This is a genomic window from Oceanispirochaeta sp. M1 (assembly GCF_003346715.1).
In the GTDB taxonomy this organism is placed as follows: Bacteria; Spirochaetota; Spirochaetia; order DSM-2461; family DSM-2461; genus Oceanispirochaeta.
Window position 1 is genome coordinate 145,911 of record NZ_QQPQ01000009.1, and the last position, 26,017, is coordinate 171,927.

A 26,017-nucleotide genomic window follows, 5' to 3' on the forward strand; every position below is an offset into this window, starting at 1 on the left:
TCACAACCCGGCCGGTAATGGTTTGGAGAGTTTTCCTAAAATAACTGGAGAAGCAGCTCCTGTTGCCTGTGGTTCATTTCCGGGAATATCCAGCATATAATAGAGACCCAAAAGAGCAAAAGCTGCGGCCTCTTTAAAATCACTACTGATTCCGTCATCATCACCACTGATTATTTTGCATTCAGGAAGCTCCGCTCGAAGGGTGCTCATAATGATAGGATTATGTACCCCGCCTCCACTGACTACGACTGTACCAGGCAATTCAGAGAGGTAACTCCTATAACTTCCTGCAATAGTCTTTCCAGTAAATACGGCTGCCGTATGAAGAACATCTTTAAAATCCAGAGAATTATCCAACGGATAATCTTCGAAGAAACGAGTACCGAAGAGCTCTCGTCCTGTTGTTTTTGGAGGGCTCTCCCTAAGATAAGGGTGATTCATCCACTCTTCCAGAAGTGAAGGAATAACAGTCCCTGTCAGGGCAATCTCCCCATCCTTATCATAATGCTTTTCTCCATTGCTATGATGCTCAACAAGCTGATCCAGAATCATGTTTCCCGGACCGGTATCGAAGGCAAGAATACTGTCATTACTGACAAAACTTACGTTGCCGATCCCCCCTATGTTCTGAAAAGCGGAAGTTCCTTCATATTTATCTGCCAGTATACGGTCCAGAAAAGGTACAAAAGGTGCTCCTTCCCCACCGGCAGCCATATCAGCCGGTCTGAAATCACTGACTGTGGGAATTGCAGTTCTCTGAGCAATGATTGATCCTTCTCCGATCTGCAGAGTACCGTTTACATTCTGCGAACAGAATTCTTCCTTTTTACCGATATGGAACATAGTCTGACCATGGGATCCAATGACAGTGACATCTGCGGCTTTTATCCCTGTTTGAACTAAAAGCCGATTCACACAGTCTCCGTAAAGTTCTCCCAGACGCATATTAAGGAGAGTCAGCCGATGAAGGGCATTCTTTACTCCTGCCATCTGAAGAATGATTTCATCACGAAGGGGTTTATCTATAGGATAGGTTTCAGCATGAATCATCTTAATATTGGGAATTCCCTGCCGGAATTGGATTTTGAACAATCCGGTATCCACTCCATCAACGGAAGTACCCGACATTATTCCTACACAAATGTATTCTTTATTCATAACTGTATTATGATCCTCCTCTGAAATCTTGTCAAAACACAATTAAAAATATTTTTCAGCAAAGAGAGCTATTGTTGAAAATAATTTTATTGACTGAAAAAATGATGGGTCGTATACTCAAGAGAATAATGGAGGAATTTCATGAAAAAAATACTCGTTCTATTTTTAATGGTCACCATTCTCCCCTGCCTGGCATTCGCCAAAGGAGAACAGGAAGAAGCCACTCCCGAGAAACTGGTTTATCTGACAGCCAGCTGGGGTGCTCCCTCTCAGGAACTGCTTGATAAATTTGAAGCCGAAACAGGCATCAAAGTGGAAGTATCATCTCTGAAGGAAACGGATCTTCGAAATAAAGTAATGACAGCGGCGGCCGGAAAAGCCAGCCCTGCAGATGTCATTTTTACAGGTGTGAGCAACTTCGGTGTTTTCGGACATGCAGGGATTTTGAAACCCTTAAACGACTATATTGATCAGAGCATATTTGACAGCGTTATTGGCCAGCAGTTTTTCCAGATAGATGGAGAGACTTATTGTGTACCCATGTACCAGCAGATGGTTATGATCGATTACGATAAAGCTGCTCTTAAAAAAATAGGATTAAACGGCTCAGATATTAAGTCATGGGATGATTTTGAGGATGCAGCTCTCAAGCTGAAATCTGAAGGGATTATGGAGTATCCCCTTGCTTTTGCAGTACGCCACTGGTCATGGTACCTTATGGCCTTATCTCAGGGAAGTACCCTTTTTGATGCCGACGGTAATCCAACATTCAACGATCCTTCCGATCCCGGATACGGTGCATTCATTCAGCTGATGCGCTATTTTGAAGAAGGACTCATCTCACCAGAAAGACTGACATCCCCCAACGCTCATCCATCATTCTGGGCAGGACAGGCAGCCTTTCATCAGGCTTGGCAGGGATCTCTGGCAATTGCAAATAATCCCGAAAAATCAACAATTGCTCCCAATGCGGATTATCTTCTCCAGCCTGATCAGCACTATACATGGAGTCTGCCGGCAGGTCTCGGTATATCCGCTTATACAAAATATCCCAAAGCATCCCGCATGTTGATTGAGTTCCTGATTTCTGAAGAGGTTCAGAAATTCGGATATGAAGCGAACGGTATGTTCCCCGCTCTGATAAGTCTCTTTGAAGACCTTGGCAACAGCGGTCAGATCGAAGGCTGGGAAGTTATGTCTGAACAGGCAAAATACCTTGTACCCCTTCCTTATAACACACCCTGGTTTGCCGAGTTTGAAACAGAATTGAAAGAGGTTATGATCAGTGTAGCCCGTAAGGAAATCAGTGCTGAACAGGCCATTGATGACCTTGCAGCGTTCCAGCAGGAACTGAAAAAAGAATACGAATAATAAATATTTTATACTGAACTATATTACCGGGCCTCAGGGTCCGGTTTTTTAAAGCTGAACGAAGAGAGGTCATAATTTGCAGAATAAAATATCCCGATGGATGGACAATAAAACCCATCTGGCTTTCACAATACTTATACCATCAATGATATTGCTTCTGGCCTTTGCCTATATTCCGGCAATTTACTCTCTCCGGTTCAGCTTTATGAAGTACAACATTAAAATGCCTAATAAAATCCACTTTAATGGTATTGAAAACTATATATACATATTAAAGGATTCATCTTTTCAAAATGCCGTAATCAGAGTCATATATTTTATGATTGTATCGACTACTTCGGTTCTAGCTGTGGCTATGCTTTTTGCTCAGGTTCTCAGTCAGGAATTCCCTATGAGAGGCTTCCTGAGGGCTGCAATCATCATACCCTGGGCCATCCCTCCTGTAGTAAACGGACATCTATGGAAATGGATTTTCAATGGAGAATATGGAGCCTTTAACGGTCTGCTTTACCAATTAGGAATAATAGATGAATACCATTTCTGGCTCACAAATCCGACTGTGGCTCTGAATATTGCGGTATTCATATTTGTTTGGCGTTATGTTCCCTTTGTTACAATTCTATTCCTGGGAGTGTTACAATCCATCCCCCTTCAGTTATATGAGGCAGCCAAGGTGGATGGGGCTGGTGCAATCCGCCGGTTTTTCTATATAACCCTCGGGTCTATGAAAAGGATCAGCGTTATTGCTGTAGTCCTGACCCTGATTGCCTCTTTTTCCGTATTTGACGGAATCTATGCACTTATGGAATTTGATGAAGCCACCAAGACTCCGATGATTTACAACTACCAAATGACATTTGAGATGGGGCGCTTCGGCAGAGGTTCAGCCATGGCTTACCTGGTGGGACTATTCCTTTTTTCTCTGACCTTTGTGTACATAAGAATGAGCCTGAAGGAGGATAAGTGATGAAAAAGAAAAAACTCCCATTTCAGATTCTCCTCTATTTTCTGATATTGTTTATACTCTTCTGGACTCTGGCACCAATCCTCTGGATTGTCATTTCATCCATATCTCCAAGAACAGAACTCTATTCTGTCCCCCCACACTGGATACCGAAAGAACCGACACTGCAGGCCTATGACAAAGTACTTATATCAGGAGAGGGATTCAGAGGCGGTGGTGGAATCAGTGCGGCCACACTGTTTAGAACCGGAATCTATAATTCCCTGTATATCTCTATCTCTACAACATTGATGGTCATGTTCTTTGCTCCCTTGCTGGGCTATGCCTTTTCAAGACTGGATTTTCCGGGAAAGAATTTATTCTTCCTGGCTATTATAGGGATCATTGCCCTTCCTGGTTGGCCGGTGTTGATTGGACTTTTCAGCCAGTTCAGTTATCTGGGACTTCTTGATACAAAAGGGGGACTGATCCTTCTCTCTTTTACATTCCGGCTACCCTTTGAAACCTGGTTTATGAAGGGCTATTTTGAATCGGTTCCCCAGGAAGTTGAAGATGCAGCCAGAATCGACGGATGCACACATTTACAGACTCTTTTCCGTATAAGCCTGCAGATGGTAAAACCGGGGCTTATTGCCGTAACGATAATATCTTTTTTACATACATGGAACATGTTTGCGGCTCCTCTTGTATTGACCTATACCCTCAAGTCGAAGCCCTTGACCGTGACCATGACAGAATTTATAGGGCAATACTATGTGCACTGGGATCTCATGTCCGCAGCCACGATTCTTGCCATTATTCCTCCTGTTCTGATTGTTGTCCTGTTCCAGAGATATATAATCAGGGGATTATCTGCAGGAGCTATTAAATAGAGGAAGGATGAAAGAGAACCAATTTCAGAATCTTTCATCCAGAAGAGCCTGTCTTGTGGTATCCAGGTTATCCTGAAAACGGCCGGGATCGGCAGAACTGATCATTGAAAACAAAATATCAATTACTGTGAGCTGTGCAATACGGGAAGTCATAGCGGCTTCCCTGATAAGGGATTCATTCATCGGTGTAAAAAGGTTGATGCTGCAGAGTTCCTCAAGGGTATTTGCCCCATAACGGGTCAATGAGATTGAGGGAACTCCGTTTTTTACAGCCTCCTGAACCGCTTTAATAACTTCTCTTGTTTCTCCTGAATAGGAAATGGCAAGAAAACAGTCTCTTTCACTAAGAGAGCAGGCAGAGGTTATCTGCATATGAGAATCCCCTACATAAGATACACTCAGTCCAATACGGCAGAGTTTCTGATAAAGATCCTGTCCAACAATACCAGAGGCTCCCAGGCCATAAATATCAATACGCCTGCTGTTGAGGATAATTCTGGATGCCTCCTGCAGTGCCTCTACGTCCAGAACACTCTCTATGCTCTGCAGGGCAACTATATGATTTTCGATAATTGTAGACTGAAGTTCACCAGGAGAGAGATCTTTCCTTGTGGAGCTGCTGCTTGTCCTGTCCTGTTCCCGGCTTATATCCATGGCGATACGAAGTTTAAGCTCTTTATATCCCTTCATGTTCAGTCGTTTGCACAGGCGCACGATTCCTGCCGGACTGCCACCGCATTCAATGGCGAGTTCAGAAATATTAAGTACCATAAGCTTCTGCGGTTCTTTCAGAATAAAGTCGGCTATCTGCTTTTCACCCGTAGACATGGTGTGAAGGGATTCTTTTAGAATGACTAGACCGCTCTGCAGCTTCATGTATGCTCCTGAAAATGACCGACATCGGAAAGACTGCCAATGTCTCCATTTTGACATAAAAAAGGAAATATTGCATATAATTTATAATACGAATAAGGAAACATCATGACCATCAGCCAGATACGAATAGAAGAAAAATCATTTCCTCTCAAAGTTCCATTCATAACCTCTCTGCGGAGAGTGGATTGTATTGAAGCAATCCATCTCATCTTAGAGACAGATGATGGAATACATGCTGTAGGAGCTGCAGCTCCTTTGAAGGCAATAACCGGAGAAGACAGAGAATCCATTATAAAAGGAATACAAAGCCTATTTGGAAGATTTCTTAACCGACCGCTAAATAGTGCAGAGGAAGAGCTTGATCTGCTACAGCAATTAACTGAAACAGGTCCCGGCCCTAAGGGAGCAATGGACATGGCTCTTCATGACCTGTACAGCAGAGCGGCAGGACTTCCTCTTTACGCTTATCTTGGTGGAAAATCAGGCAGCATCATCTCTGATCTGACAATATCACTGAACAATGCTGATCAGATGGTTTTAGATTCCCGAAAAGCTGAGGCTGAAGGCTTTCAGACATTGAAGATCAAGCTGGGAGGTTCACTGGAAGACGATCTGAACCGATTCAGGAAAATATCACATGCTGTGGGATGCAATCTCAGAATAGATGCTAATCAGGGTTGGAGTATTGAAGACAGCCTGACATTTATGGATCGCTGTGAAAAGGAGAAGCTCTCCATAGACCTCCTTGAACAGCCGCTGACGGCGAAAGACCTGAAAGGAATGGCCTATATAAGAAAAAGGATAAACTGCCCTCTTGCTGCTGATGAATCAGTATTCACCCTGGACGACGCAAAGAGAATCATTGATTGTGAAGGGGCAGATATAATTAATGTAAAACTCCTTAAATGTGGAGGGATAAGTCAGGCAAAAAGGATTCTCAACCTGGCAGAATCAGAGGGTCTGGAATGCATGATGGGATGCATGATGGAGAGCCCTATAGGTATATCAGCGGCTCTTCACTTAACTGCCGCCTCCCCCGTGATAAGCTATTACGATCTGGATGTCCCCTATCTTCTAAATGAGATTCCTCAAAATTATGGATTCAGGAACCAGGGTATAAAACTATCTGTCAAAGAAACAGCTGGCTTCTATGACTGAAATAGAAAGCGCCTTTAACGAGATATTCCAGGACAGCCTGAACAGCTCCTTCCGCCCTGATTTTTCCCTGATAAAACAGCAGGAAAGATCTGTCTGCCTCATAGACTCGGATTCTGAGGTTTTTTATAAAGCCTGCCATCTGGCGGGCATATCTAAAGACTGGATTCCAGGACTGCATTCAGCCGTCATGATGATTAAAAATAACAGGAAGCTCTTTACGGTTTATCGCTATGCCGTTGAACTGCTGCTTAACAACATTGAGCAGTATGATGCCAGACTGTTCAGAAACTGGCCCGACCCTGTTATTCAAATGAAAGATTCGGCTCCTTTATTCTATCTGCTTCTTTCTCTGGAAACTGTCCCGATAATACGGGCTGTACATCTGAAGATGGGAATTTCAGACAGGATCAGCAGAGATAGTTGTACAGGGATCGGATCCAAGGCAGAGGATTACTATTTTTTGAACGAACATCCGGGAATGATGAAGAAATCCATTTACTGGTTTCAGAATCTTATTCAGGGAAGGTTATTCCGCTGCGGCCGACTTGAATTCATGCTCAAGGAGATAGAACCTGATCTGTTTGGATACAGGAATCCTATGGATAATGAATTTAGGATTCTGCTTAAATCACCAACAACAGAAAAATGGATAAGCCCATCTGTGGATGGAAAAACAGAAATTGAGGCCGACAAGAGTTCTTTTAAAAAATGGAATTGTGTTCTTAAACCAGGGGACAAGGTTCTGGATATGCATATACCCGGAGGCGGTGGTTTAACTCTGCATCTGGTAAGAGATTCATTCCAAATGGCCCTGGATTTTTTCGAAGAACTATATCCCGAAATGGAGATCAAAGGGTTTCAATGCTGTTCCTGGATATTCTCACCCGATCTGGAAAAAATATATCCCGAAGGAGCCAATCTGCTCCTCCTGAAACAGGCAGTCCATCTATATCCTGTAAGAAGTATGGATGTGGAGGGAATAGGATTCATTCTGGGAACAAGCTCCTGGGATACTGATCAATGTCCTCAGAAAACCAGTATACAAAGGAATCTGAAACGGCATCTTTTAAAAGGTGGATGCTTCAGAATTGCAGCCATGGTATTATTAAAAGAAGAAATTGAGAATCTTGAAAAACAGAAAAGTTAGTAAAAGGAGATAATATGAACTCTTTCCTGGAAATTTCTGACTGGAAGAGTGAGCCAAAACTCAACATAATCATCGGTGATAAAGTCATTATAGAGACCGATCCCGGAACCGATCTCTGGCAGAGAAGCTTCTACGGTTTTCAAAATGACAATGCCCCCATGCTCCAGACAGAAACAAAGGAAAACTTCACATTCAGCTGCAAAGTGGACTTCAATTACAAAAACCGCTTTGATCAATGCGGTGTAATAATCTACCTGGACAGTGAAAACTGGTTTAAAGCCTCTATAGAATATGAAAATGAGAGCTTCTCCCGCCTGGGTTCTGTAGTCACAAACATGGGCTATTCCGACTGGGCCACAACAGATATCAGCACACCCTCTTACTGGTACTACAGACTAAGCCGTCGGGGACCCGACTTTCTGATAGAATCTTCAACAGATGGAAAAGATTATAGACAGATGAGGGTCTTTCACCTTCATGTTCTGGGAGAAACAACAAAGGCCATGGGAAAAGCAAACCCTCCCCTCCCCACTGAAAAGGAAGCTTCCTTTGGAATCTATGCCTGCAGCCCCCTTGAATCCTCTTTCAAGGCTGAGTTTACAGAGATGGAAATAAGCGAATGTCTATGGCAGGCCCATGATTAAGGTCAATTTCGCTCTGGATGCCATCATTCAGCTGTAATTCTTAATCCCTTCCAGAGGACAATGGGCATAGACCCGGTCCTTAACCAGCTGTACAGTGAAGGGAACTTTCAGCTGTTGATGAAAGATCACATCATGACCAAGGCATAAACCCACTTCTATCACAAAGTCGGCATTTCTGTTTAAAAACTCAGCCTGTCCGGCAGGATTACAGGAGTAGACCTCATTGCTCTTTTCAGGGTTGATATCACTCTCTTTGACTCCCCCCATGGAACATCGGGCGGGTACCAGATTCAATCCGGCGCCATTCATCTTGCTGCGGATATCCTGGGCCAGAGATTCAAGGCCGAAGCAGTAAGCCAGACCAATATTCTTATAGCCCTGAAGCTGACAGAACTCAACTACCTCCTGAAAGCGGGACAGTTCTCCGGCCCTACCGTTATCCACAAGGGTACTGCTGCTTTTCACAATGGTCAGATTAGACCCTTGAGAATAGACATCAAGACTCTTCTCTTTAAGGCCGAAGCAGTCGGCTCCGTTCTTCCGGCAGCTCTTATCGCTGCAATCCAGACAGTTTTTCATATATTTAATATAGCATATATTCCATTCATTGTTTAGTCTGCACCAGGCTGCTTATTACATGAAGGACTATATCTGCAGAGAAATGAGAAACCATCGCAGCAAACAGACCATACTTCCAGAAAATAACACCAAAGATGATTCCACCTGCACCATTCAATATCAGGGCCCGTGAAATAAGTAAGGGTGAAAGCTTAGCCAAAGCAGCAGTAGCCGGTAGATGACCAAGGCCGAATAGGAGAGCTGCAATTATATTGGCTACCCAGAAGGCTCCTGCAGCTGCCGTTCCATCTCCATTTGTCCAGAATCTGCTAAGCAGCCAGAAGATTCCTGAAAGGAGGAACCATCTCATCAGAAGCTCTTCGGTAATGCCTCCATAAAAACAGGCCAGGAAGCGTTTCCAGAGTGATATATTTTCAGAGATTCCAGTAAATGCTTCAGGCAGATGGGGAGCAAAAACAAACTTATCAAGAACTAGAATCAAGAATCCGGCAAAGAGACCTGCTGTCACAGCAATCCAGATTCTCCCGGGAGGAGAATAAATTCTCAGCCCCAGAACACTTGCTGCTTTCAGGCCGATCCAGACAACAAATATCATTGTGATAAGTGATTGAACGACTGATAGAGTAATCATCTTTGTTGTCAGTGTCATCTCAGGTTTTAAAGCTGTACTGTATGGAAAAATAGCGATTCCACCCAATAGCCCCAGAACAGTAAGCATGATTAAATGGGAATAATTCACATTAAGATTCATAGTTGACCTCCGGTACGATCACTGTTGATAGTAGATAGCGCTCTTTGATCCCCTCTTCGGAGGAACCGTATTTTTCCAGGAGAGCCAGATAATCCTTTTGAAAATCTGCCAGTTGACCTGCTGGAATCTCTACAGCTCTTGTACGGTAGCCCAGGCGGCCCAGGAGCTCAGGATGCTCATCCAGAGAATTTACGATATTCATAAAACTGTTGAATAAACTTCCCAGGAATGCAGAAAAATACTTTTGATGATCCTCCCGGGAAAATTTACCAGCATCATCTTGATCAAAATTTACTGCTGCTGAGTCACGGAGACCATAAATTTTTTCCACCGTACCTCTGACGGGGTGAGAATCGACAACATTGATAAGAGAAGCATTCTCCAGAGACTTGAGATGTCTGTAAAGGGTTGCCTGAGGGACATCAGGAAGCTTAGCGGCAATCTGCCCAGCTGTGAGCTCAAGGGCACTCAACAATGAGATTATTCGTAAGCGTACAGGGTGAAGTACCAGATCAGCTCTCTTTTTGGTGTTCATACTCTCTCCATTATCATCTATGATAATATTATCACTATTGATAATAGTCAAGTTTTTTTTATTTTTGAATTATTTTTGTTTCAAAGCACAATCTTATCTTGAGCTTAATATTCGGCTTCGGAATCCCAATATCCCGCTTTGGCCGGGTTTAAGGGTTTTTCCCAAAAGAAGAATTATGATAGAATCCCACAGTTTCATTTTTCTAACAGGAGCCCTCATTTTATGGTCAATTTATCAGGAATCAGAATCGCTTACGGCGATCGTATTATCTTCAGAGATTCCTCCTTTCTTATCCGTCCCCAGGACAGAATCGGACTTGTAGGTCCAAACGGATCGGGAAAAACAACTATCTTCCGTCTGATCACAGGGGAGGAGCATGCCGATGAGGGCAGCATCAATGTAGACCCGGGCGTCATTGTGGGTTACTTCTCTCAGGATGTGGGAGAGTCTGCAGGTAAGAGTGCTCTTGAAGAAGTCATGGCGGGAGCCGGAAAGGCTCATGAACTGAGCCTGAAGATGGAGGAGATGGAACACACCATGGGCGATGCCGATGCCATGGAGAAGATGAGTGATGACGCCATGGAAAAGTTCATGATGATATACGGCGAAGTGCAGATGGAGTATCAGAACCTGGGAGGTTATGAGCTTGAATCCAATGCAAAGGCCATACTGGACGGACTGGGAATTCCCGAAAGCCGGCAGGGTCAGAGTATTGAGAGCTTCAGCGGTGGATGGAAAATGCGAATTGCCCTGGCCAGGATTCTTCTGCTTAACCCCGATGTTCTTTTAATGGATGAGCCTACAAACCACCTTGATATTGAATCCATTGTCTGGCTGGAGGAGTGGCTTAAATCTTTCAAAGGCGCCTTGATGATGACAAGCCATGACAGAGAGTTTATGACTCGCATCTGCGGCAGAACCATTGAGGCTGCGGGGGAGACCATACAAACCTATAGTGGAAACTATGACTTCTATCTCACAGAGCGAGCCATACGCCGGGAGCAGCTTGTTTCAGCCCAGAGACGGCAGCAGGCCATGCTTGCCAAGGAAGAGGAATTCATTGCCCGCTTTGCAGCTAGAGCCTCCCATGCCGCCCAGGTACAGTCCCGGGTAAAGATGCTGGAAAAGATGGAGAGAGTGGTTGTTCCACCGGACCCGAAAGTAATGAAATTCAATTTCCCGACCTGCCCCAGAAGCGGTGATGTGGTTGTAAGGATGGAAGGACTTGCCAAGGAGTGGCCCCTGGAAGATGGAAATGTTCATCCTGTATTCAGTGGAATTACCGGAGTTGTGGAGAGGGGTAACAAGATTGCCCTTACCGGAGTCAACGGCGCCGGTAAGTCCACCCTGTTGAAAGTACTTGATGATCTGACTGAACCTACAGAGGGAACATCCGAGATAGGAGCCAGTGTGAATGCGGGTTATTTTTCCCAGTATTCCGGTGACAGCCTGCATGAGGGTAACACAGTTTTTGAAGAGTTGGCAGCCCTCCTCCCCCGAGAATCCAGGGGGGGCATAATGAATCTTCTGGGAACCTTTCAGTTTTCAGGTGATGATGTGGATAAGAAGATCGGAATCCTTTCGGGGGGAGAGAAAAGCCGTGTAATGCTGGCTTCTCTCCTGGCCAGACCCATCAACTTCCTGATGCTCGATGAGCCCACAAACCACCTGGATATTGCCAGCCGTGAAGTACTGCTGGAAGCCCTGAAGGCCTTTGAGGGAACTGTAATTATCGTAAGCCATGACCGTTACTTCTTAAAACATCTGGCAAACAGGGTCTTCGAGATTGATCATGGAAACATGAAAGTCTTTGAAGGGGACTACGATTACTATCTTGAGAAAAAAGAGTCTGAATAAGGGCTTATAAACAAAAAAGACCATGCCCCGCTTCTTTCGAAGAGGACACGGCCCTAATCAGTATTTTATATAAAAGGAGGAGGAGGAATACCTCTTCTTTATACCAGATTTATTTCATGCTTCTTCCGTAGTAGGAAGCCTCATAGATTGCCTTAACATCGGCTATTGTGGGTGCTCCGGGGTTAGTCAGAGTACAGGGGTCTCCGTGGGCATTCCTGCTCATTCTATCCAGAACTTCTTTGAACTTGTCTTCATTGAAATCAACTTCATCACAGTCCTGAAAAGTTGCGGGAATACCTAAAGTTTTATTCAGGCCTCTGATCTCTTCAGCCAGGTCCTTAACTCCGATATTCTTTTCGACCTTGTCATACTTGTCAGAAGACTTTCTATTGAAGTCGATGATATAGGGAAGCATGATTGCATTGGCCAGCCCGTGGGTGACACCGAACTCACCACCAATTTTGTGGGCAAGAGAGTGAACCAGTCCAAGAGAAGCATTTGTAAAAGCCATTCCGGCCAGTGAAGAAGCATTGTGCATATTGTAGCGGGCATCCATGTCATCACCATTCTTGTAGGCAGTTTCCAGATTAGCCAGTACCAGCTTGATAGCTTCCATGGCATAGGGGTCTGTAAAACAGGTTGCCGCTATAGAGGCAACCGCTTCTACGGCATGAGCCATAACGTCCATACCTGTGTTTGCAGTGATATGTGCGGGCATTGTTGCAGGAAGAGCAGGATCAAGGATTGCAATGTCGGGAACCATATCGCCCGCAACAATGGGATATTTAATATGATTATCTGTATCTGTGATTACAGAAAAAGCTGTAATTTCAGAGGCTGTGCCACTGGTTGAGGGGATGGCGACAAACTTAGCCTTGTTTCTGAGTCCGGGCATGGAGCCGGGTTCGATGATGTCTTCAAAGCTGAGTTCGGGATGCTCGTAGAAACACCACATTACTTTGGCTGCATCCAGAGCGGAACCTCCACCGATTGCAACGATCCAGTCGGGCTGGAAGGCGGCCATTTCAGCAGCGCCTCTTTTTACAGTTTTCACAGAAGGGTTGGGTTCAACACCGTCAATGACGATTGTCTCCATTCCTGCGTCTTTAAGATATTTATCAGCCTGATCCAGGAATCCGAATTTCTTCATGGAACTTCCACCGGTAACCAGTGCTGCTTTTTTTCCGGTCAGAGTGGCCAGTGTTTCCATTGAACCCTCTCCGTAAACGATATTTCTGGGAATTGAAAAATTCATTACTGCCATTACAATCTCCTTGGCATATTAGATATACTTTTATCGATAACAATATATCTATACACCCGGTACAAAAAAAGGTCAATAGTCTGCCTCCAAATATTTCCAGATAACTCAATTCATATATAAACTGTCGTATATCAATTAGCTTTTTAATAACAGGATACAAACAATCCCCTAACTTTCCCTCTCCATCCTTGAATAGAAAATTGTTTATACGATAGAGGAGTTATTATGAAAAATTATCTGAAAAAGGGATTATCATTAATCCTGATTTTACTCACAGGAGCCCTGGCTTTTGCCGGCGGACAGAAAGAGGGTGTACAGAAAGCCGCTGAACAGGCAGCCGGACAGGCAAAATATGTTTTTCTGTTTATTGGAGACGGAATGGCAATGCCCCAGGTCAGTGCGGCAGAAGCCTACCTCAGTGCCAAAGATGGAAAAAGTGCAAATCAGAGACTGCTGAATTTCAGCCAGTTTCCTGCACAGGGAATGACAACAACATACGCCTATGACAGATTCATCACAGGTTCTGCTGCCGCAGCAACTGCCATGGCTACAGGAAGTAAGACAGCTATCGGAGTTATCTCCATGAATCCTGAAAAGTCACAAGCCTATAAAACTCTGGCTGAAATGGCCAAAGAGAATGGTAAAAAGGTAGGTATTGTCTCTTCAGTAGATCTGGATCATGCCACACCTGCTGCCTTCTACGCTCACCAGCCCAGCCGTAACAATTATTATGATATCGGAGTGGAAGCAGTAAACTCAGAAGTTGACTACTTTGGCGGCGGACGCTTTAGAATTAGTAAAACTCCCGAGGGAGCACAGAATGTTCATGATCTGATGAAAACTGCAGGATGGACTATTGCTGAGAACAGACCCGAAATGGATGCTGTGACAGCAGGGACCCAAAAAGTTTATGCCTACAACTACGGGTTTGCCAGTGATGCACTGGATTATGAAATAGATAGAAAAGAGGAAAGTATCTCCCTGGCAGAGTTCACACAGAAAGGAATTGACCTTCTTGATAATGAAGAAGGGTTTTTCATGATGGTCGAATCCGGGAAAATTGACTGGGCCTGTCATGCTAATGACGGTGCTTCCTCCATCATGGATACTCTGGCATTCGCCGACTCCATTGATAGGGCAATTGAGTTCTACAATAAACACCCGGATGAGACTCTTATCGTTGTTACAGGTGACCACGAGACCGGAGGACTCACTCTGGGATTTGCCGGTACCGGTTATGAGACTTCCTTTGAGAACATCAGCAGCCAGCAGCACTCTTACGAGTACTTTGATGAATATCTGCTGACTCCCTATCTGGAAGCAGGCAATACTGAAATTGACGGACTTATGAGAGATATCCAGTCTTTCTTCGGACTCTCTGATCTCAGCGACTATGAAATGAAATTGCTGAACAATTCTTTTAACAGAACTGTAAAGGGAGAAGCAGAGATTACCAATGCGGTAGAAGATAAACTGCTGTACGGTGGATACACTCCTGTTACAATGCAGCTGACTCATATCCAGAACAACAGATCCGGCCTTGCATGGACGTCTTACAAACACACCGGTGTTCCTGTTGCCACCTTTGCCAAGGGTGCAGGAGAAGAGATGTTCCACGGTTACTACGACAATACGGACATCTTCCAGAAAATAAAATCAGCCATGGGTATGTAATCATCTACCAAGAGAAGTTTTGTATATAGACTGCTTACTTAAAAAACGGCCTCCGGGCCGTTTTCTCATCTTCATTTTAAATTAAACGGAGAACACAATGTGGGACCTTCCTAATAAGGATAATAAAAAAGATATCATTTTCGTTATACTGACCCTAATTCTGACTGTGGGCCTTTTCTTTCTACCCAATGAATTCCAGAGAGATGCCTACCCCAATTCAGTAAGAGTAAAAGGTAGAATTATCAATACTGACAACTCAGGAGTACAACAGTTCGGTCTCGTCCGGCAGGGAGATCAACTTGTGACTGTGGAAGTACTGAATAAGGAATACAAAGGAAAGATCTTGGAAGCCGGGAATATTCTAATCGGAACTCTGGAGATGGATAAGATATTCGAAGTAGGTGATACGGCTCTAGTGGTACTTACAATTAACCCTGAAACCGGAAAAATTATTACAGGAGTGGCCTACGACCATTATCGGCTGGACAGTGAGATATATCTTCTAAGCCTTTTTGTCTTCCTCCTCCTGGCCTATGCCCAATGGACAGGACTCAAGGCTCTTCTCTCATTCGCCTTTACAGGCACAGTTATCTGGAAAGTTCTTTTACCGGGGTATCTCAGAGGATGGGATCCTGTGGTACTGGCCCTTTCTGTGACCGCCGTATTAACAGGAGTGATAATATTCCTCATTGCAGGTATTAATAAAAAAGGGCTAACCGCCTTCCTGGGAGGTTTTCTCGGAATAGTACTGACTGCCATACTGTCCATGCTGTTTACCAGGGATTTCAAAATACACGGAGCCGTTGTTAAATTCAGTGAAACTCTTCTCTATTCCGGATACGCCCATCTAAATCTGACAAAAATATTCCAGGCTGGAATTTTCCTGGCAGCATCAGGTGCCGTTATGGACCTGGCAATGGATATCTCCGCAAGTATGAAAGAGCTGGTCGACAGGCATCCGGGAATCAGCCGCAAGGAGCTGCTCCTTTCAGGATTCAGGGTAGGCCGTGCTGTATTGGGAACAATGACAACAACCCTGCTATTGGCCTATTCCAGCGGATATGCAGCAATGATCATGGTTTTCATTGCTCAAGGCACCCCCCCTGAGAATGTATTTAACATTACATATGTTTCTGCGGAAATACTTCAGACACTGGTCGGCAGTTTCGGACTGGTAACGGTTGCACCCTTTACCGCTCTTATGGGAGCACTGATCTATTCAGAGAGAAAAGACAGAACAATCTGACAAAAAGAGGAGACAAAAAGGCAACAAAATAGGCCTTTCATCTGTTAGTATCAGATTATGAATAATTGTCCCGGACCCACTGCGCCCCAAAAAGAGATTACGGCCTACCTCAATAAAATATATGAACAGGGTGATCTTGAACCCGTTATGAACGAACTTCATCTCTGGTCACTGGATTCTGAATATATAAACAAAGACAAACTGGAGAAGAACAGCATTAGGGAATTCTATGACCTTGATTATGACCTGTACTTCTCTTATCAGATAAATTATGCCCGCGCCGGTTATCAGCAGAAGAATAAACCTGCTCTCCCTGAGGGAGCCGAATGCCTGATCTGCCGGGAGAATGCCTCGTCCCCCGGGAAAGAAAACCTCAGGATCTTTGATCTTAAGCTGAAGGGAGTGGAAGAGGAAACAGATTTTTTTCTGCAGTTGACCCCCTTCCCCCTTTTCCCAAGGCATCTTGTGCTGATTAACAGGGAGCATACTCCCATGAATATGGGAGCCGAATCCATTGCACAGAGCCTTTCATTTATCGGGATGGCCCCGCATTATACCTTGTGTTCCAACTCGGATCTTGAGTGGGCTGGAGCCTCCATTCTCAGTCACAGCCATTTCCAGCTGCTCCATAAGAGAAGGCTTCCTGTGATGAATGCATCTCCCCTTTTTGAATTCGATTCAGAGAAAGGATTAAAAGTTGAAGCTCTCCGTTTCCCTTTACCCGTTATCAGATTGAGCTCTGAGAAGAGAACCGACCTGGTCCGGGAAGGAAGCAGAATAATAGATCTATGGAAGAAAACAGCCCCCGGGATGAGAACCGTCAATATGCTGATTTACCGGGAAGAAAATAATTTTATATGTACCCTGGTCCTCCGGGATTCACAATTCAGAACTCCGGAAGATCTGCAGAAGTATAAATCAGAGGGGATAGGTGTGGTGGAAGCCGCTGGAAGCTGGATCTTCCCACCCCCTTCGGGCTACCCGGAAGAAGAACTGACACAGAACAGCCGGGAGATAATAAAAGGATTTTTTAAAGGGATCAGAGTATTTGATCCTTTAGATATAAAGGGCTATGACTTCCTGCCCTATAAGAGGAAAGAGAATGTATAAACCATGGAATAAGCAGCAGGAACAACTTACAGGGATCTACCACTCTGAAGATCTTGAGCTGCAGCAGTCACGCTATAATGCACTTATTGAAAGATTCACGACCTGGCAGGGTAAGGGAGATTACCTGATTGCCAGGGCTCCCGGCCGAGTCAATATTATCGGTGAACATACAGACTACAACCATTGTCCCGTACTCCCCTGCGCAGTGGACAGAGATATTATTGCAGTGTTTACCCCTCGAACTGACGGAAAAATAATAGTCGCTGATTTTATAGAAAAATACGGAGAGAGAGAGTTTCAGATTACAGGAGACCTCCCCCCTTTCCCCTCAGGAAATTGGGGAAATTATATAAAGGCAGCAATACAGGGACTCCATAGCGAAGGCGTTCTAGATCTCAATGATAAGGAGACTAAGGGATACTCCATGATGATGCACAGCACCATTCCCGCTGCGGCTGGAATGAGCTCGTCATCGGCTATGGTGGTTTTATCCGCCATTGTGGCCCTTCATGTAAATGATAAAGAAGTGGCTCCCCTTGATCTTGCCGAAATGATGGCCCGGGCTGAACGTTATACGGGAACCCAGGGCGGTGGAATGGATCAGGCTGCCATCCTCCTGGGACATAAGGGGAGTGCCTTGAAGATAGACTTTGCCCCTCTCAAATGTGAAACAACCCCCTTTCCCGAGGACTACCAGATTCTCATAGCCCACTCAACAATTGAAGCGCCCAAAACCAAAGAAATTATGGATAAATACAACCGCCGCAGCATCGAGTGCCGTCTGGCAGCCGGGGTTATCAGCAGCTACGAACTGCAGAAAGGGAGAAAAAGCATAGCTTATCTGGGAGAATTGACTCCCGATTATCCATTTGCACAGGCTCTTAAAGATGAAGGCTACAGCAAATTGCAGCTTCAGGAGATCCTGAGTCTGGAAGAAGAAGAACTGAATAGCAAATACTGCCAGAGAAAAGACGGAACCATCTTCCCGGAACCTGAGGGCGGCTTTCTCCTCTTTAAAAGAGCATTTCATGTAATCAGTGAGTGGAAGAGGGTGGAAGAATCTGCCCAGATGCTCAGAGAAGGAAAAATCAAGGAGCTGGGTGAGCTGATGTATGCCTCCCACGAAAGCTGCCGGGATAACCATGAAATCAGTTGCCGGGAGCTGGACCTGCTTGTTGAATGCGGAAAAGGTCTGGGAAGTCCGGGTTGCCGGCTTACGGGTGCCGGATTTGGCGGATGTACGGTGCACATCAGCCATGAAAATGAATTAGACTCATACATTGACGGATTGAAGAATTGTTTCTATAAAGGGAATCTAGGTCTTAGTGATGCCAGGGATTATCTCTTCTCGGTATATCCCTCCGAGGGAGCCCAGATTCTGAAGAAACTATAGGATAAAAAAAATTATGACAGATATATGGCTGATAAACGGAACCGTAATTACAGGATCATTCAGACAGGAAAAAGCCTGTGTGCAGATTTCTGATGGAAAGATTGAAGATGTAATAAGCCTTAAAAGGTTTGAGAAAAACTCCCGCCCTAACGACAGTCTCATCTATGATGTGAAGGGTGCTCATATCACTCCAGGATTCATCGACACACATATCCACGGTTTTGCAGGATATGGAACAGAAGACGGAAATCCCGAGTCCATCCTGAGGATGTCGGAAGCTCTTGCACAATATGGTGTCACAGCCTTCTGCCCCACGGTCTACACACACACAGAGGCCCATATGATCAAGGCGCTGAAGGGTATCAGCAAGGCCATGGGAAAAGAGAAAGGTGCCCAGATCATGGGTATTCATATGGAGGGTCCTTTTATTTCTCCCCAGAGAACAGGAGCACAGAATGCCAGTGGCATACAGGAAGTTGATCTTGAGCTGATGGATAGACTCTACAAAGCCGCCGGTGGAAAAATCGTAAATATGACCGTTGCCCCCGAACTGAAGGGGATGCGAAAACTGGCTCTCTACGGTATGAAAAAAGGGATAGTCCTGCAGGCCGGACATACAAATGCAGCCTATGAAAACATGGTAGAGGGAATTCAAGCGGGAATACTCCACTCCACCCACTTCTTCAATGCCATGAGCCGCCTCCATCACAGAAACCCGGGAGCAGTGGGAGCCATCATGATCCACCCCGAACTATCCTGTGAGGTCATCGCCGACGGTGAGCATGTCCATCCTGACCTTGTAAGACTACTTTTAAGAGATAAACCTGTTAACAAAGTGGTACTGGTCACAGACTGCCTTAAACCGACAGAACAGAAAGAGGGAGAACTCCTTGCAAACGGAGAGCCGGTGCGTCTGGAAAACGGTGTATTTATGAAAAATGAGGAGACTCTGGCGGGTTCCTCTCTGACCATGATAAAGGGAATTCAGAATCTGATATCCTGGAGAGTGCCGGAAGAGCAGGCCATACTGATGGCCAGTGCAAATCCTGCCCAGATCATGGGGTTCCAGAAAAAGGGAGCCCTGATCCCCAGCTACGATGCAGATATAGCGGTCTTTGACAGCCAGTTCAATGTGCTTCTGACTATGGTGGGCGGAAAGATTCTCAAAAACATGATTTCATAAGGTTTTAGAGCTGCTCTTTCACCTGCTCGACTTCGGCCACTTCTGTGTCTGCGTAGTATTCAGACTTCAGCTTTACCGAAGAGGCATAGGCGCTGGGGGTCATCCCCACTATTTTCTTGAAGAGTTTTGAGAAATAGTGAATGGATGAAAAGTTCAGTATATAGGATATCTGAGTGAAATTATTTGATCCTTCCCTGATGAGCTGCTTCGCCTTCTCCATCTTAAGCCGTTTGTAATATTCCATGACACTACGGCCTGTCCGTCTCTTGAAAACATTATGGAGATAGGATCGGCTGTAGCCTACATCCCGGCATAATTCTTCCATTGAGATCTGATTATCCAGATTATCCATCAAGTAATTTACGACCTTGTTAAATACCTTCTCTCTGGTTTTCTGCTCTATTGTATTGGTCAAATTATTAGGGATGGAGACCGTGGCATCCTGCCTCATCAACCTGATTAAAAATTCCTCTGTATAGATTTTTATAAGCTGCTCACAACCGAAACTCTGATCCTCTCTCCTCTCCAGGGCTTTGAGCCCGGGATCTTCCAGATGGGAGTCAAAAGCCTGCTGGGCTTCATAGACAATCCGCCCCAGAAGGTTCCGTTCAGCCTCTTTAATTCGAAGTATTTTACCTGCAAACCAGGCCATTGAGGGATTGGTACATTCAAAAGAGAGGACCACCAGATTAGGAGCTGTTTTTCCGTTTGCCCAGAGGCTGTGAAACTCTCCGGGAGTATGAAAAATGATGTCACCTTTGAAGAGGGTATGCCGCGTTTCACCGGCTAAAACTTCAACCACTCCCATGTCCACATAGAGGAGTTCCCAGAAGTCATGAGACTCTCCGGCAAAGTGAAAATCCTTGGAATATTCAAAATAGTGGATTGTAAAAATTTTATCTATTGAAAAGACTTCTTTTATACTTGTGCCCACATAAAGCTTACTTGCATCCATTTGTCCATTATAGTGGTGATTTAAACAACATGTAAACAAATAATGTCAACAATCAAACAAACAGAGCGGAAAAACCTGTGCTAGAATTATGGAAACTAAGGAGTAATATATGAAAAAATCAATCGGTTTTTTACTGTCGATCTTAATGATTCTGGCAGTCTTTTCAACGCCTCTGTCCGCCGCCGGACAGCAGGATTCCAACCCGGATGCCAAAGAGCTGGTCTACTGGTCAATGTGGAATGAAACAGAACCTCAGGCCATGGTATTAAAAGACGCAATAAAGGAATTTGAAAAATCAAATCCAGACGTAAAAGTCACCATTCAGTGGAATGGAAGAGAGATCAGAAAAACACTGCAGCCTGCTCTCGACGCCGGTACTGAAATTGACATATGGGATGAAGACCTGGAAAGAATTGTTAAGACATGGCAGCCCTATGCTCTGAAACTTGATGACTACTACGGACAGAGCTATCCCTCTACAAACGGCAAATCTTTTGAAGATACTGTAATGAAATCTCTACAGGCCCATCTGAAAACTTTGTCTACAGACAAGGGTCTCTATGCAGTTCCTTACCAGCCCTATGTAGTCTCTGTATTCTATAATAAAGATCACTTTGATAAAGCCGGTATTACATCCACTCCTACAAACTGGGATGAGTTCCTGGCAGTATGCAGCAAACTGAAAGCCGCCGGATTTACTCCTGTAACCATTGATGATGCCTATATGGATCTTCCTCTTGGTATGCACCTGAACAGAAAGTTCGGAAATCCCGATGCTGTTGAAGCACTTGTTAAAGACAGAAGCGGAAAACTCTGGGACGATCCCAAAGTACTTGAAACAGCAAAAGAATTTGAAGCTCTTGCCAAGGGCGGTTATATGTCAGAACAAGTTGCAACAAACAAATGGCCTGCCGGTCAGCAGGAAGTGGCAACAGATCAGGTATCTATCTACTTCCTCAACGGAACATGGCTCCCCAACGAAGTCATGGGAACAACCGGACCCGACTTCAAATGGGGTCAGTTTGCCTATCCTGCAGTACCCAACGGAGCAGGAGCAGGAGCCGGTACTTTCGGTGCCCAGGGATTTCAGATCAACAAAGACTGCGCAGCACCCGATGCAGCCTTCGCACTGGCTGCCCACCTGACTTCAGGAAAATGGGACCAGGAACTGTCTGCCAATACATTTGGTGCACCCATGGACACAAGCATGGAATGGCCCGTACAGATCAAGGAAAGTGCCGCAATCTTTGCAAGCCTTAAATCCTTCGTACCCTGGAGCGGTGGTCTTGCTGCCGATCCCGATGCATTTCCTATTGTAAAGGCTGAGTTTACAAGACTCCTGGCCGGACAGGTCACTGCTGAAGAGTTTATAGCTAACATCAAATCCAATCTTTAATAAGAGACTGGTTCAGACTATTATTCGGGGCATCCCATACGGGGTGTCCCGACTTATCTAATAACAGGAAATAAAATATGAAACAAAGTAAATCCATGATGGTTCTCTTCCTGACACCGGCACTAGTGACATTTGCCACCGTCTTTATCTATCCAATCATCAGAACAGTATTTATGAGCTTCTACTATGTAAAAACAGTGACCGACAGTTTCGGTAAATGGGAATTTGTGGGTTTTGGCAATTATGGAAAGCTCATGGCAAGCAGTATGTTTATCCAGTCCCTTAAAAACCTGGGGAATATCTGGCTCTGGGGAGGAATCGGAGTATTCCTGATAGCCATACTTTTTTCTATGATTTTAACTTCCGGCGTAAAAGGTAAATCCTTCTACAGAGCAGCCATCTACCTGCCCAATGTTGTATCGGCGATAGCCATGGCCACAATGTGGATTCAGTATGCCTTCAACAGTAAGTACGGACTATTTTTCCAGTTCTTCTCATTTCTTGGTATGGATAATGCGGCCGCCTTCCAATGGACCAGTCCTGATAACCAGTTCTATGCAATGCTTATTGCCTATTCTTTCGGTATGGTAGGATACTATGTTCTTATCTTTATGGCGGGGATCGAAAAGATCCCTTCTGATTATTATGAAGCCGCTAAGCTGGAGGGAGCAAACATGTTCCATCAGTTTCGCCATATCACCATTCCCCTGATGACGGATGTATTTAGAACCAGCATCGTCATGTGGTCCATATCTACTGTAGCCTTCTTTATCTGGTCTCAGGTCTTCTCTCCCCTGGATCCGGATGTGGGAACCATCGTCCCCATGGTCTATATGTACAACCTTGTCTTCGGGAGAAACCTGACTCTCACAGATCCGACTCTGCTGAACGCGGGGGCCGGGGCCGCTGTGGGGGTTCTGATGACTCTTCTTGTTCTCCTTACATTCTCAATGGTGAATCTGGTTTTTCGCGATAAGAAACTGGAATTTTAGGAGCTGATGCAATGAAACTATTCAACAAAAATACTATTAAAAAGATTCCCTCCTACGGAATACTATCCTTATGGGTGCTGTTTACAGCTGTCCTGATCGGTTGGATCATGATTGCCTCCCTCTCTACAACAAGGGAGATCTTTACGAATACCCTCCTTAAGTCGGGAGTCCATTTCAGTAACTATACAAAGGCACTGATCAACCATAATGTGGGTCAGTATTTCCTGAACAGCTTGCTTTACACCTTCTCTGCAGGCTTCTCAATCCTCATTATTTCGGCGCCCTGTGCCTATGTTCTTGCCCGCTTTGAATTCAAGGGCAACAAATTGATTCAGAATCTTTTTGTCGGATCACTTGGCGTACCTATAATCATGATAATCCTCCCCCTCTTCGCCCTTGCCTCACAGCTGAGGATGACCAATTCAAGGATTTTGCTGATTATACTCTATATCTGTATAACCACTCCCTTCACGGTCTTTTTCCTTCTCAGTTTTTTCAAGACACTCTCCACATCCTTCGAGGAAGCTGCAGCCATCGATGGCTGCAGCCCCATCAGGACCTTTTGGACCATTATGTTTCCATTGGCCCAACCCGGCCTGATTACAGTGGGAATCTTTAATTTCATTGCACTTTGGAATGAATACTTCATTGCCCTTGTTTTTGCCAATACTTCAGAGCAGAGACCACTGGCTGTCGGTCTAATGACCATGATACAGTCCATGCGCTACACGGGAGACTGGGCCGGAATGTTCGCAGCAGTAGTAATTGTATTTGTCCCTACTTTTCTTCTATATATATTCCTTTCTGAGAAAATCATCGCCGGAGTTACCGGAGGAGCAATTAAAGGATGATCTGTGTAGAGAAACTGAAGATTTCCGGAGTTCTACCGGAAATTGAGAACCCCCTTCCCCGCTTCAAAGCTGTGAATAGAGAACATCCGGTTCAACACGATGAAAGCTTTAAGGAAGAGGACAGAGAACTCTTTGGCTATGAAACCGGCTACAGGGTACTCCCCTATCTGATGCAGGACAGCTATTCCAGAAAAAGAAAAGAGCTTCAGATGGACACTGTCATTCTTGAGAATGAGAACTTGAAGGCTCAATTTCTCCCCTCCATGGGAGGACGTCTTCTCTCTCTTTACGACAAAATACTGGAGAAAGAACTCCTCTTCAAAAATCCGGTTTTTCAACCGGCCAATCTGGCTACACGTGATGCCTGGTTCTCCGGAGGAATAGAGTGGAATATAGGGATCTATGGTCACAGTCCTCTGACATGTTCTCCACTGTTTTTTGCCAGGGTAATTGATAATGAGGGAAATGAATTCCTGAGAGCCTGGGAGTATGAGAGGGCCAGAAAAATCTACTTTTCCCTGGACTTTCATCTTCCTCCAGGAGCATCGGAACTGGCGGTTCATGTCAGGATTGTCAACAATAACAGCAAAGAGGTCCCCATGTACTGGTGGACCAATATTGCATTGCCTGAAACAAAGGAGACCAGAATTTTTTCTGAATCCGATGAAGTTCTCTATATCAAACCCGAGTTCAACGAAAAAGAAAATACCGCGAATCACTTTGGAAGATCTACCCTGCAGGACATGCCCTCACTCCCCGGAAAAGACGGGAGCTACCCCGGAAACTTTGAGTTTTCCAGTGAGTATTTCTTCCAGACCTCCAGGGACTGCAGCAGCCCCTGGGAGGCGGCCCTCCAGGGGGATGAAACCCTCTTCTATGAACGTTCCACAGATCTTTTGCGATACAGAAAGATGTTCTGCTGGGGCATGCAGAGAGGCGGACGCCACTGGTGTGATTATCTCTCTGTACCCGGAGAGGGTGACTATGTAGAGATCCAGGGAGGGATGGCCCCCACCCAGGTCCATGGAATGAAAATGCCGGCTGAGAGCAGCTGGACATTCACTCAGTATTTCTCTGCCCTGGATGCGTCAGGAACAGATCTGAAGGGCTCCTGGACTGAAGCAAGAGACAAGGCAAGAGATCTGATATCAGGCCGCCTGGATGAAGAAAGGGTCCTTACGGGTCATCAATCCTTCAGCGTACTGGAAGAAAATAAAATTGAAGAAATTCTTTATTTCGGCTCAGGCTGGGGTGCTCTGCAGCAGCTGAAAGAGGAAAAGGAGGGGCTGAAGAAAAGCAGCCCTGCTGGGATGGAATTTCCTCTCTCCTCTCTCAGGGAGGAACAGGCTATCTGGGTTGAACTTCTTAACAGCCGCAGCTTCTCTAAATTGGAGAATTACAGCTTTCCCCTCTCCTACATGGTAGATCCGGAATGGAAAGATACTCTGCAGAATGCCTGTAGTGATGATGAGGTGAATCCATGGCCCCTGATAATGCTGGGAGTCCTCCTTTATGAACAGGATGAAAAAGAGGGGGCCCTGAAATTATGGAAACAGTCTTTAAACCATTATCCCACTGCCCTGGCCTATCGAAATATTGCTGCAGCTGAATCTGAGAAATGTGATTTCACAGCCGCGGAAGAATCATACCTTAATGCCTACAGAATAATGGATGGAAAGCCCGGCAGACCACTCTGTGAAGAGATTCTGAAACTCTATATAAAAACCGAAGAGTATAAAAAAGCATGGACCTTCTATTCAAACCTGGATACCCTACTGGCTCTGGAAGAGAGGCTGATCTCTCTGGCAGCCATAGCTGCATACGAAACGGCGCATTTCGAGTTCCTTGAAAAGATATTTCATATGGATTTTGCTTCCGTACGGGAAGGTGAAACCAGAATGATGGACCTGTGGGTTGGGTATTCTGCTCAGAGGCTGGCACATGTCAGGAATACTCCAGTTGATTCACGGCTCATGGACGAGGCAAAACGCTGTTGTCCTCCTCCTCAGGGAATCGATTTCAGAATGATCTGATTCCATCC

23 protein-coding genes are annotated in these 26,017 nt (G+C 45.0%); 16 read left to right on the top strand and 7 right to left on the bottom strand.

The annotated features are described in order from the left end of the window. Window positions 1–1,158 (bottom strand): anhydro-N-acetylmuramic acid kinase, encoded by a 1,158-nt coding sequence (locus DV872_RS08360; RefSeq protein ID WP_114629416.1) that lies wholly within the window; start codon window positions 1,156–1,158, stop codon window positions 1–3. Between the two features lie 141 nt (window positions 1,159–1,299). Here DV872_RS08360 and DV872_RS08365 point away from each other — a divergent pair, with 141 nt between their 5' ends. The 3 genes from DV872_RS08365 to DV872_RS08375 all read left to right on the top strand — a co-directional run bounded on the left by DV872_RS08365 (window position 1,300) and on the right by DV872_RS08375 (window position 4,365). After that, on the top strand, window positions 1,300–2,529 hold the full coding sequence (locus DV872_RS08365) for an ABC transporter substrate-binding protein (protein ID WP_114629417.1): 1,230 nt from the start codon (window positions 1,300–1,302) through the stop codon (window positions 2,527–2,529). A 76-nt stretch (window positions 2,530–2,605) separates the two neighbouring features. Further along, window positions 2,606–3,496, top strand: coding sequence for a carbohydrate ABC transporter permease (locus DV872_RS08370; protein WP_114629418.1), 891 nt, complete (start codon window positions 2,606–2,608; stop codon window positions 3,494–3,496). Beyond that, window positions 3,496–4,365: a carbohydrate ABC transporter permease gene (locus tag DV872_RS08375; RefSeq protein ID WP_114629420.1), complete on the top strand. Its 870-nt coding sequence runs from the start codon at window positions 3,496–3,498 to the stop codon at window positions 4,363–4,365. The genes DV872_RS08370 and DV872_RS08375 overlap by 1 nt, the downstream gene beginning before the upstream one ends. A 24-nt stretch (window positions 4,366–4,389) precedes the next feature. Here DV872_RS08375 and DV872_RS08380 read toward each other — a convergent pair whose 3' ends face one another. Next, window positions 4,390–5,241: a MurR/RpiR family transcriptional regulator gene (locus tag DV872_RS08380; protein WP_158546894.1), complete on the bottom strand. Its 852-nt coding sequence runs from the start codon at window positions 5,239–5,241 to the stop codon at window positions 4,390–4,392. A gap of 105 nt (window positions 5,242–5,346) precedes the next feature. Between DV872_RS08380 and DV872_RS08385 the strand changes: the two genes are divergently transcribed. Genes DV872_RS08385 through DV872_RS08395 form a run of 3 tightly spaced genes read left to right on the top strand, consistent with a single transcriptional unit; the run spans window position 5,347 to window position 8,190 of the window. Further along, window positions 5,347–6,399 (top strand): dipeptide epimerase, encoded by a 1,053-nt coding sequence (locus tag DV872_RS08385; protein WP_114629424.1) that lies wholly within the window; start codon window positions 5,347–5,349, stop codon window positions 6,397–6,399. After that, window positions 6,392–7,546 (top strand): acyltransferase domain-containing protein, encoded by a 1,155-nt coding sequence (locus DV872_RS08390; RefSeq protein WP_114629426.1) that lies wholly within the window; start codon window positions 6,392–6,394, stop codon window positions 7,544–7,546. Before DV872_RS08385 ends, DV872_RS08390 begins: the two co-directional genes overlap by 8 nt. A gap of 14 nt (window positions 7,547–7,560) precedes the next feature. After that, complete coding sequence (locus DV872_RS08395; protein ID WP_114629427.1) at window positions 7,561–8,190, top strand: DUF1349 domain-containing protein; 630 nt, start codon at window positions 7,561–7,563, stop codon at window positions 8,188–8,190. 27 nt (window positions 8,191–8,217) lie between these two features. On the opposite strand, the gene DV872_RS08400 is transcribed toward DV872_RS08395, so the two are convergent. Genes DV872_RS08400 through DV872_RS08410 form a run of 3 tightly spaced genes read right to left on the bottom strand, consistent with a single transcriptional unit; the run spans window position 8,218 to window position 10,055 of the window. Continuing rightward, window positions 8,218–8,769, bottom strand: coding sequence for a DUF1847 domain-containing protein (locus tag DV872_RS08400; RefSeq protein ID WP_114629429.1), 552 nt, complete (start codon window positions 8,767–8,769; stop codon window positions 8,218–8,220). 25 nt (window positions 8,770–8,794) lie between these two features. After that, entirely contained in the window at window positions 8,795–9,520 is a 726-nt protein-coding gene (locus DV872_RS08405; protein ID WP_114629431.1) for a CPBP family intramembrane glutamic endopeptidase, read from the bottom strand. Further along, complete coding sequence (locus DV872_RS08410) at window positions 9,510–10,055, bottom strand: helix-turn-helix domain-containing protein (RefSeq protein WP_114629433.1); 546 nt, start codon at window positions 10,053–10,055, stop codon at window positions 9,510–9,512. The genes DV872_RS08405 and DV872_RS08410 overlap by 11 nt, the downstream gene beginning before the upstream one ends. A gap of 222 nt (window positions 10,056–10,277) precedes the next feature. Here DV872_RS08410 and DV872_RS08415 point away from each other — a divergent pair, with 222 nt between their 5' ends. Continuing rightward, a complete protein-coding gene (locus tag DV872_RS08415; RefSeq protein ID WP_114629435.1) occupies window positions 10,278–11,912 on the top strand; it encodes an ABC-F family ATP-binding cassette domain-containing protein in 1,635 nt (544 codons plus the stop codon). Window positions 11,913–12,021: 109 nt separating this feature from the next. On the opposite strand, the gene DV872_RS08420 is transcribed toward DV872_RS08415, so the two are convergent. Then, complete coding sequence (locus DV872_RS08420; protein ID WP_114629436.1) at window positions 12,022–13,176, bottom strand: iron-containing alcohol dehydrogenase; 1,155 nt, start codon at window positions 13,174–13,176, stop codon at window positions 12,022–12,024. A 225-nt stretch (window positions 13,177–13,401) separates the two neighbouring features. Between DV872_RS08420 and DV872_RS08425 the strand changes: the two genes are divergently transcribed. The 5 genes from DV872_RS08425 to nagA all read left to right on the top strand — a co-directional run bounded on the left by DV872_RS08425 (window position 13,402) and on the right by nagA (window position 19,782). Then, a complete protein-coding gene (locus DV872_RS08425; protein WP_114629437.1) occupies window positions 13,402–14,850 on the top strand; it encodes an alkaline phosphatase in 1,449 nt (482 codons plus the stop codon). A gap of 97 nt (window positions 14,851–14,947) precedes the next feature. Continuing rightward, a complete protein-coding gene (locus tag DV872_RS08430) occupies window positions 14,948–16,096 on the top strand; it encodes a YibE/F family protein (RefSeq protein WP_114629439.1) in 1,149 nt (382 codons plus the stop codon). A 57-nt stretch (window positions 16,097–16,153) separates the two neighbouring features. Next, complete coding sequence (locus DV872_RS08435) at window positions 16,154–17,206, top strand: DUF4922 domain-containing protein (protein ID WP_114629441.1); 1,053 nt, start codon at window positions 16,154–16,156, stop codon at window positions 17,204–17,206. Beyond that, on the top strand, window positions 17,199–18,599 hold the full coding sequence (gene galK / locus DV872_RS08440) for a galactokinase (RefSeq protein ID WP_158546895.1): 1,401 nt from the start codon (window positions 17,199–17,201) through the stop codon (window positions 18,597–18,599). The genes DV872_RS08435 and galK overlap by 8 nt, the downstream gene beginning before the upstream one ends. Window positions 18,600–18,612: 13 nt before the next feature. Beyond that, entirely contained in the window at window positions 18,613–19,782 is a 1,170-nt protein-coding gene (gene nagA, locus DV872_RS08445; RefSeq protein WP_114629444.1) for an N-acetylglucosamine-6-phosphate deacetylase, read from the top strand. 4 nt (window positions 19,783–19,786) lie between these two features. Here nagA and DV872_RS08450 read toward each other — a convergent pair whose 3' ends face one another. Beyond that, entirely contained in the window at window positions 19,787–20,737 is a 951-nt protein-coding gene (locus DV872_RS08450) for an AraC family transcriptional regulator (protein ID WP_114629446.1), read from the bottom strand. Window positions 20,738–20,846: 109 nt separating this feature from the next. Here DV872_RS08450 and DV872_RS08455 point away from each other — a divergent pair, with 109 nt between their 5' ends. From DV872_RS08455 to DV872_RS08470, 4 genes are all read left to right on the top strand, one after another. Next, on the top strand, window positions 20,847–22,133 hold the full coding sequence (locus DV872_RS08455; protein WP_114629447.1) for an ABC transporter substrate-binding protein: 1,287 nt from the start codon (window positions 20,847–20,849) through the stop codon (window positions 22,131–22,133). A 77-nt stretch (window positions 22,134–22,210) separates the two neighbouring features. Beyond that, entirely contained in the window at window positions 22,211–23,125 is a 915-nt protein-coding gene (locus DV872_RS08460) for a carbohydrate ABC transporter permease (protein ID WP_114629449.1), read from the top strand. A gap of 11 nt (window positions 23,126–23,136) precedes the next feature. Further along, a complete protein-coding gene (locus DV872_RS08465; protein WP_114629451.1) occupies window positions 23,137–23,976 on the top strand; it encodes a carbohydrate ABC transporter permease in 840 nt (279 codons plus the stop codon). Beyond that, window positions 23,973–26,009, top strand: a complete 2,037-nt coding sequence (locus DV872_RS08470; protein WP_114629453.1) for a DUF5107 domain-containing protein — start codon at window positions 23,973–23,975, stop codon at window positions 26,007–26,009. The genes DV872_RS08465 and DV872_RS08470 overlap by 4 nt, the downstream gene beginning before the upstream one ends. Window positions 26,010–26,017 lie beyond the last annotated feature (8 nt).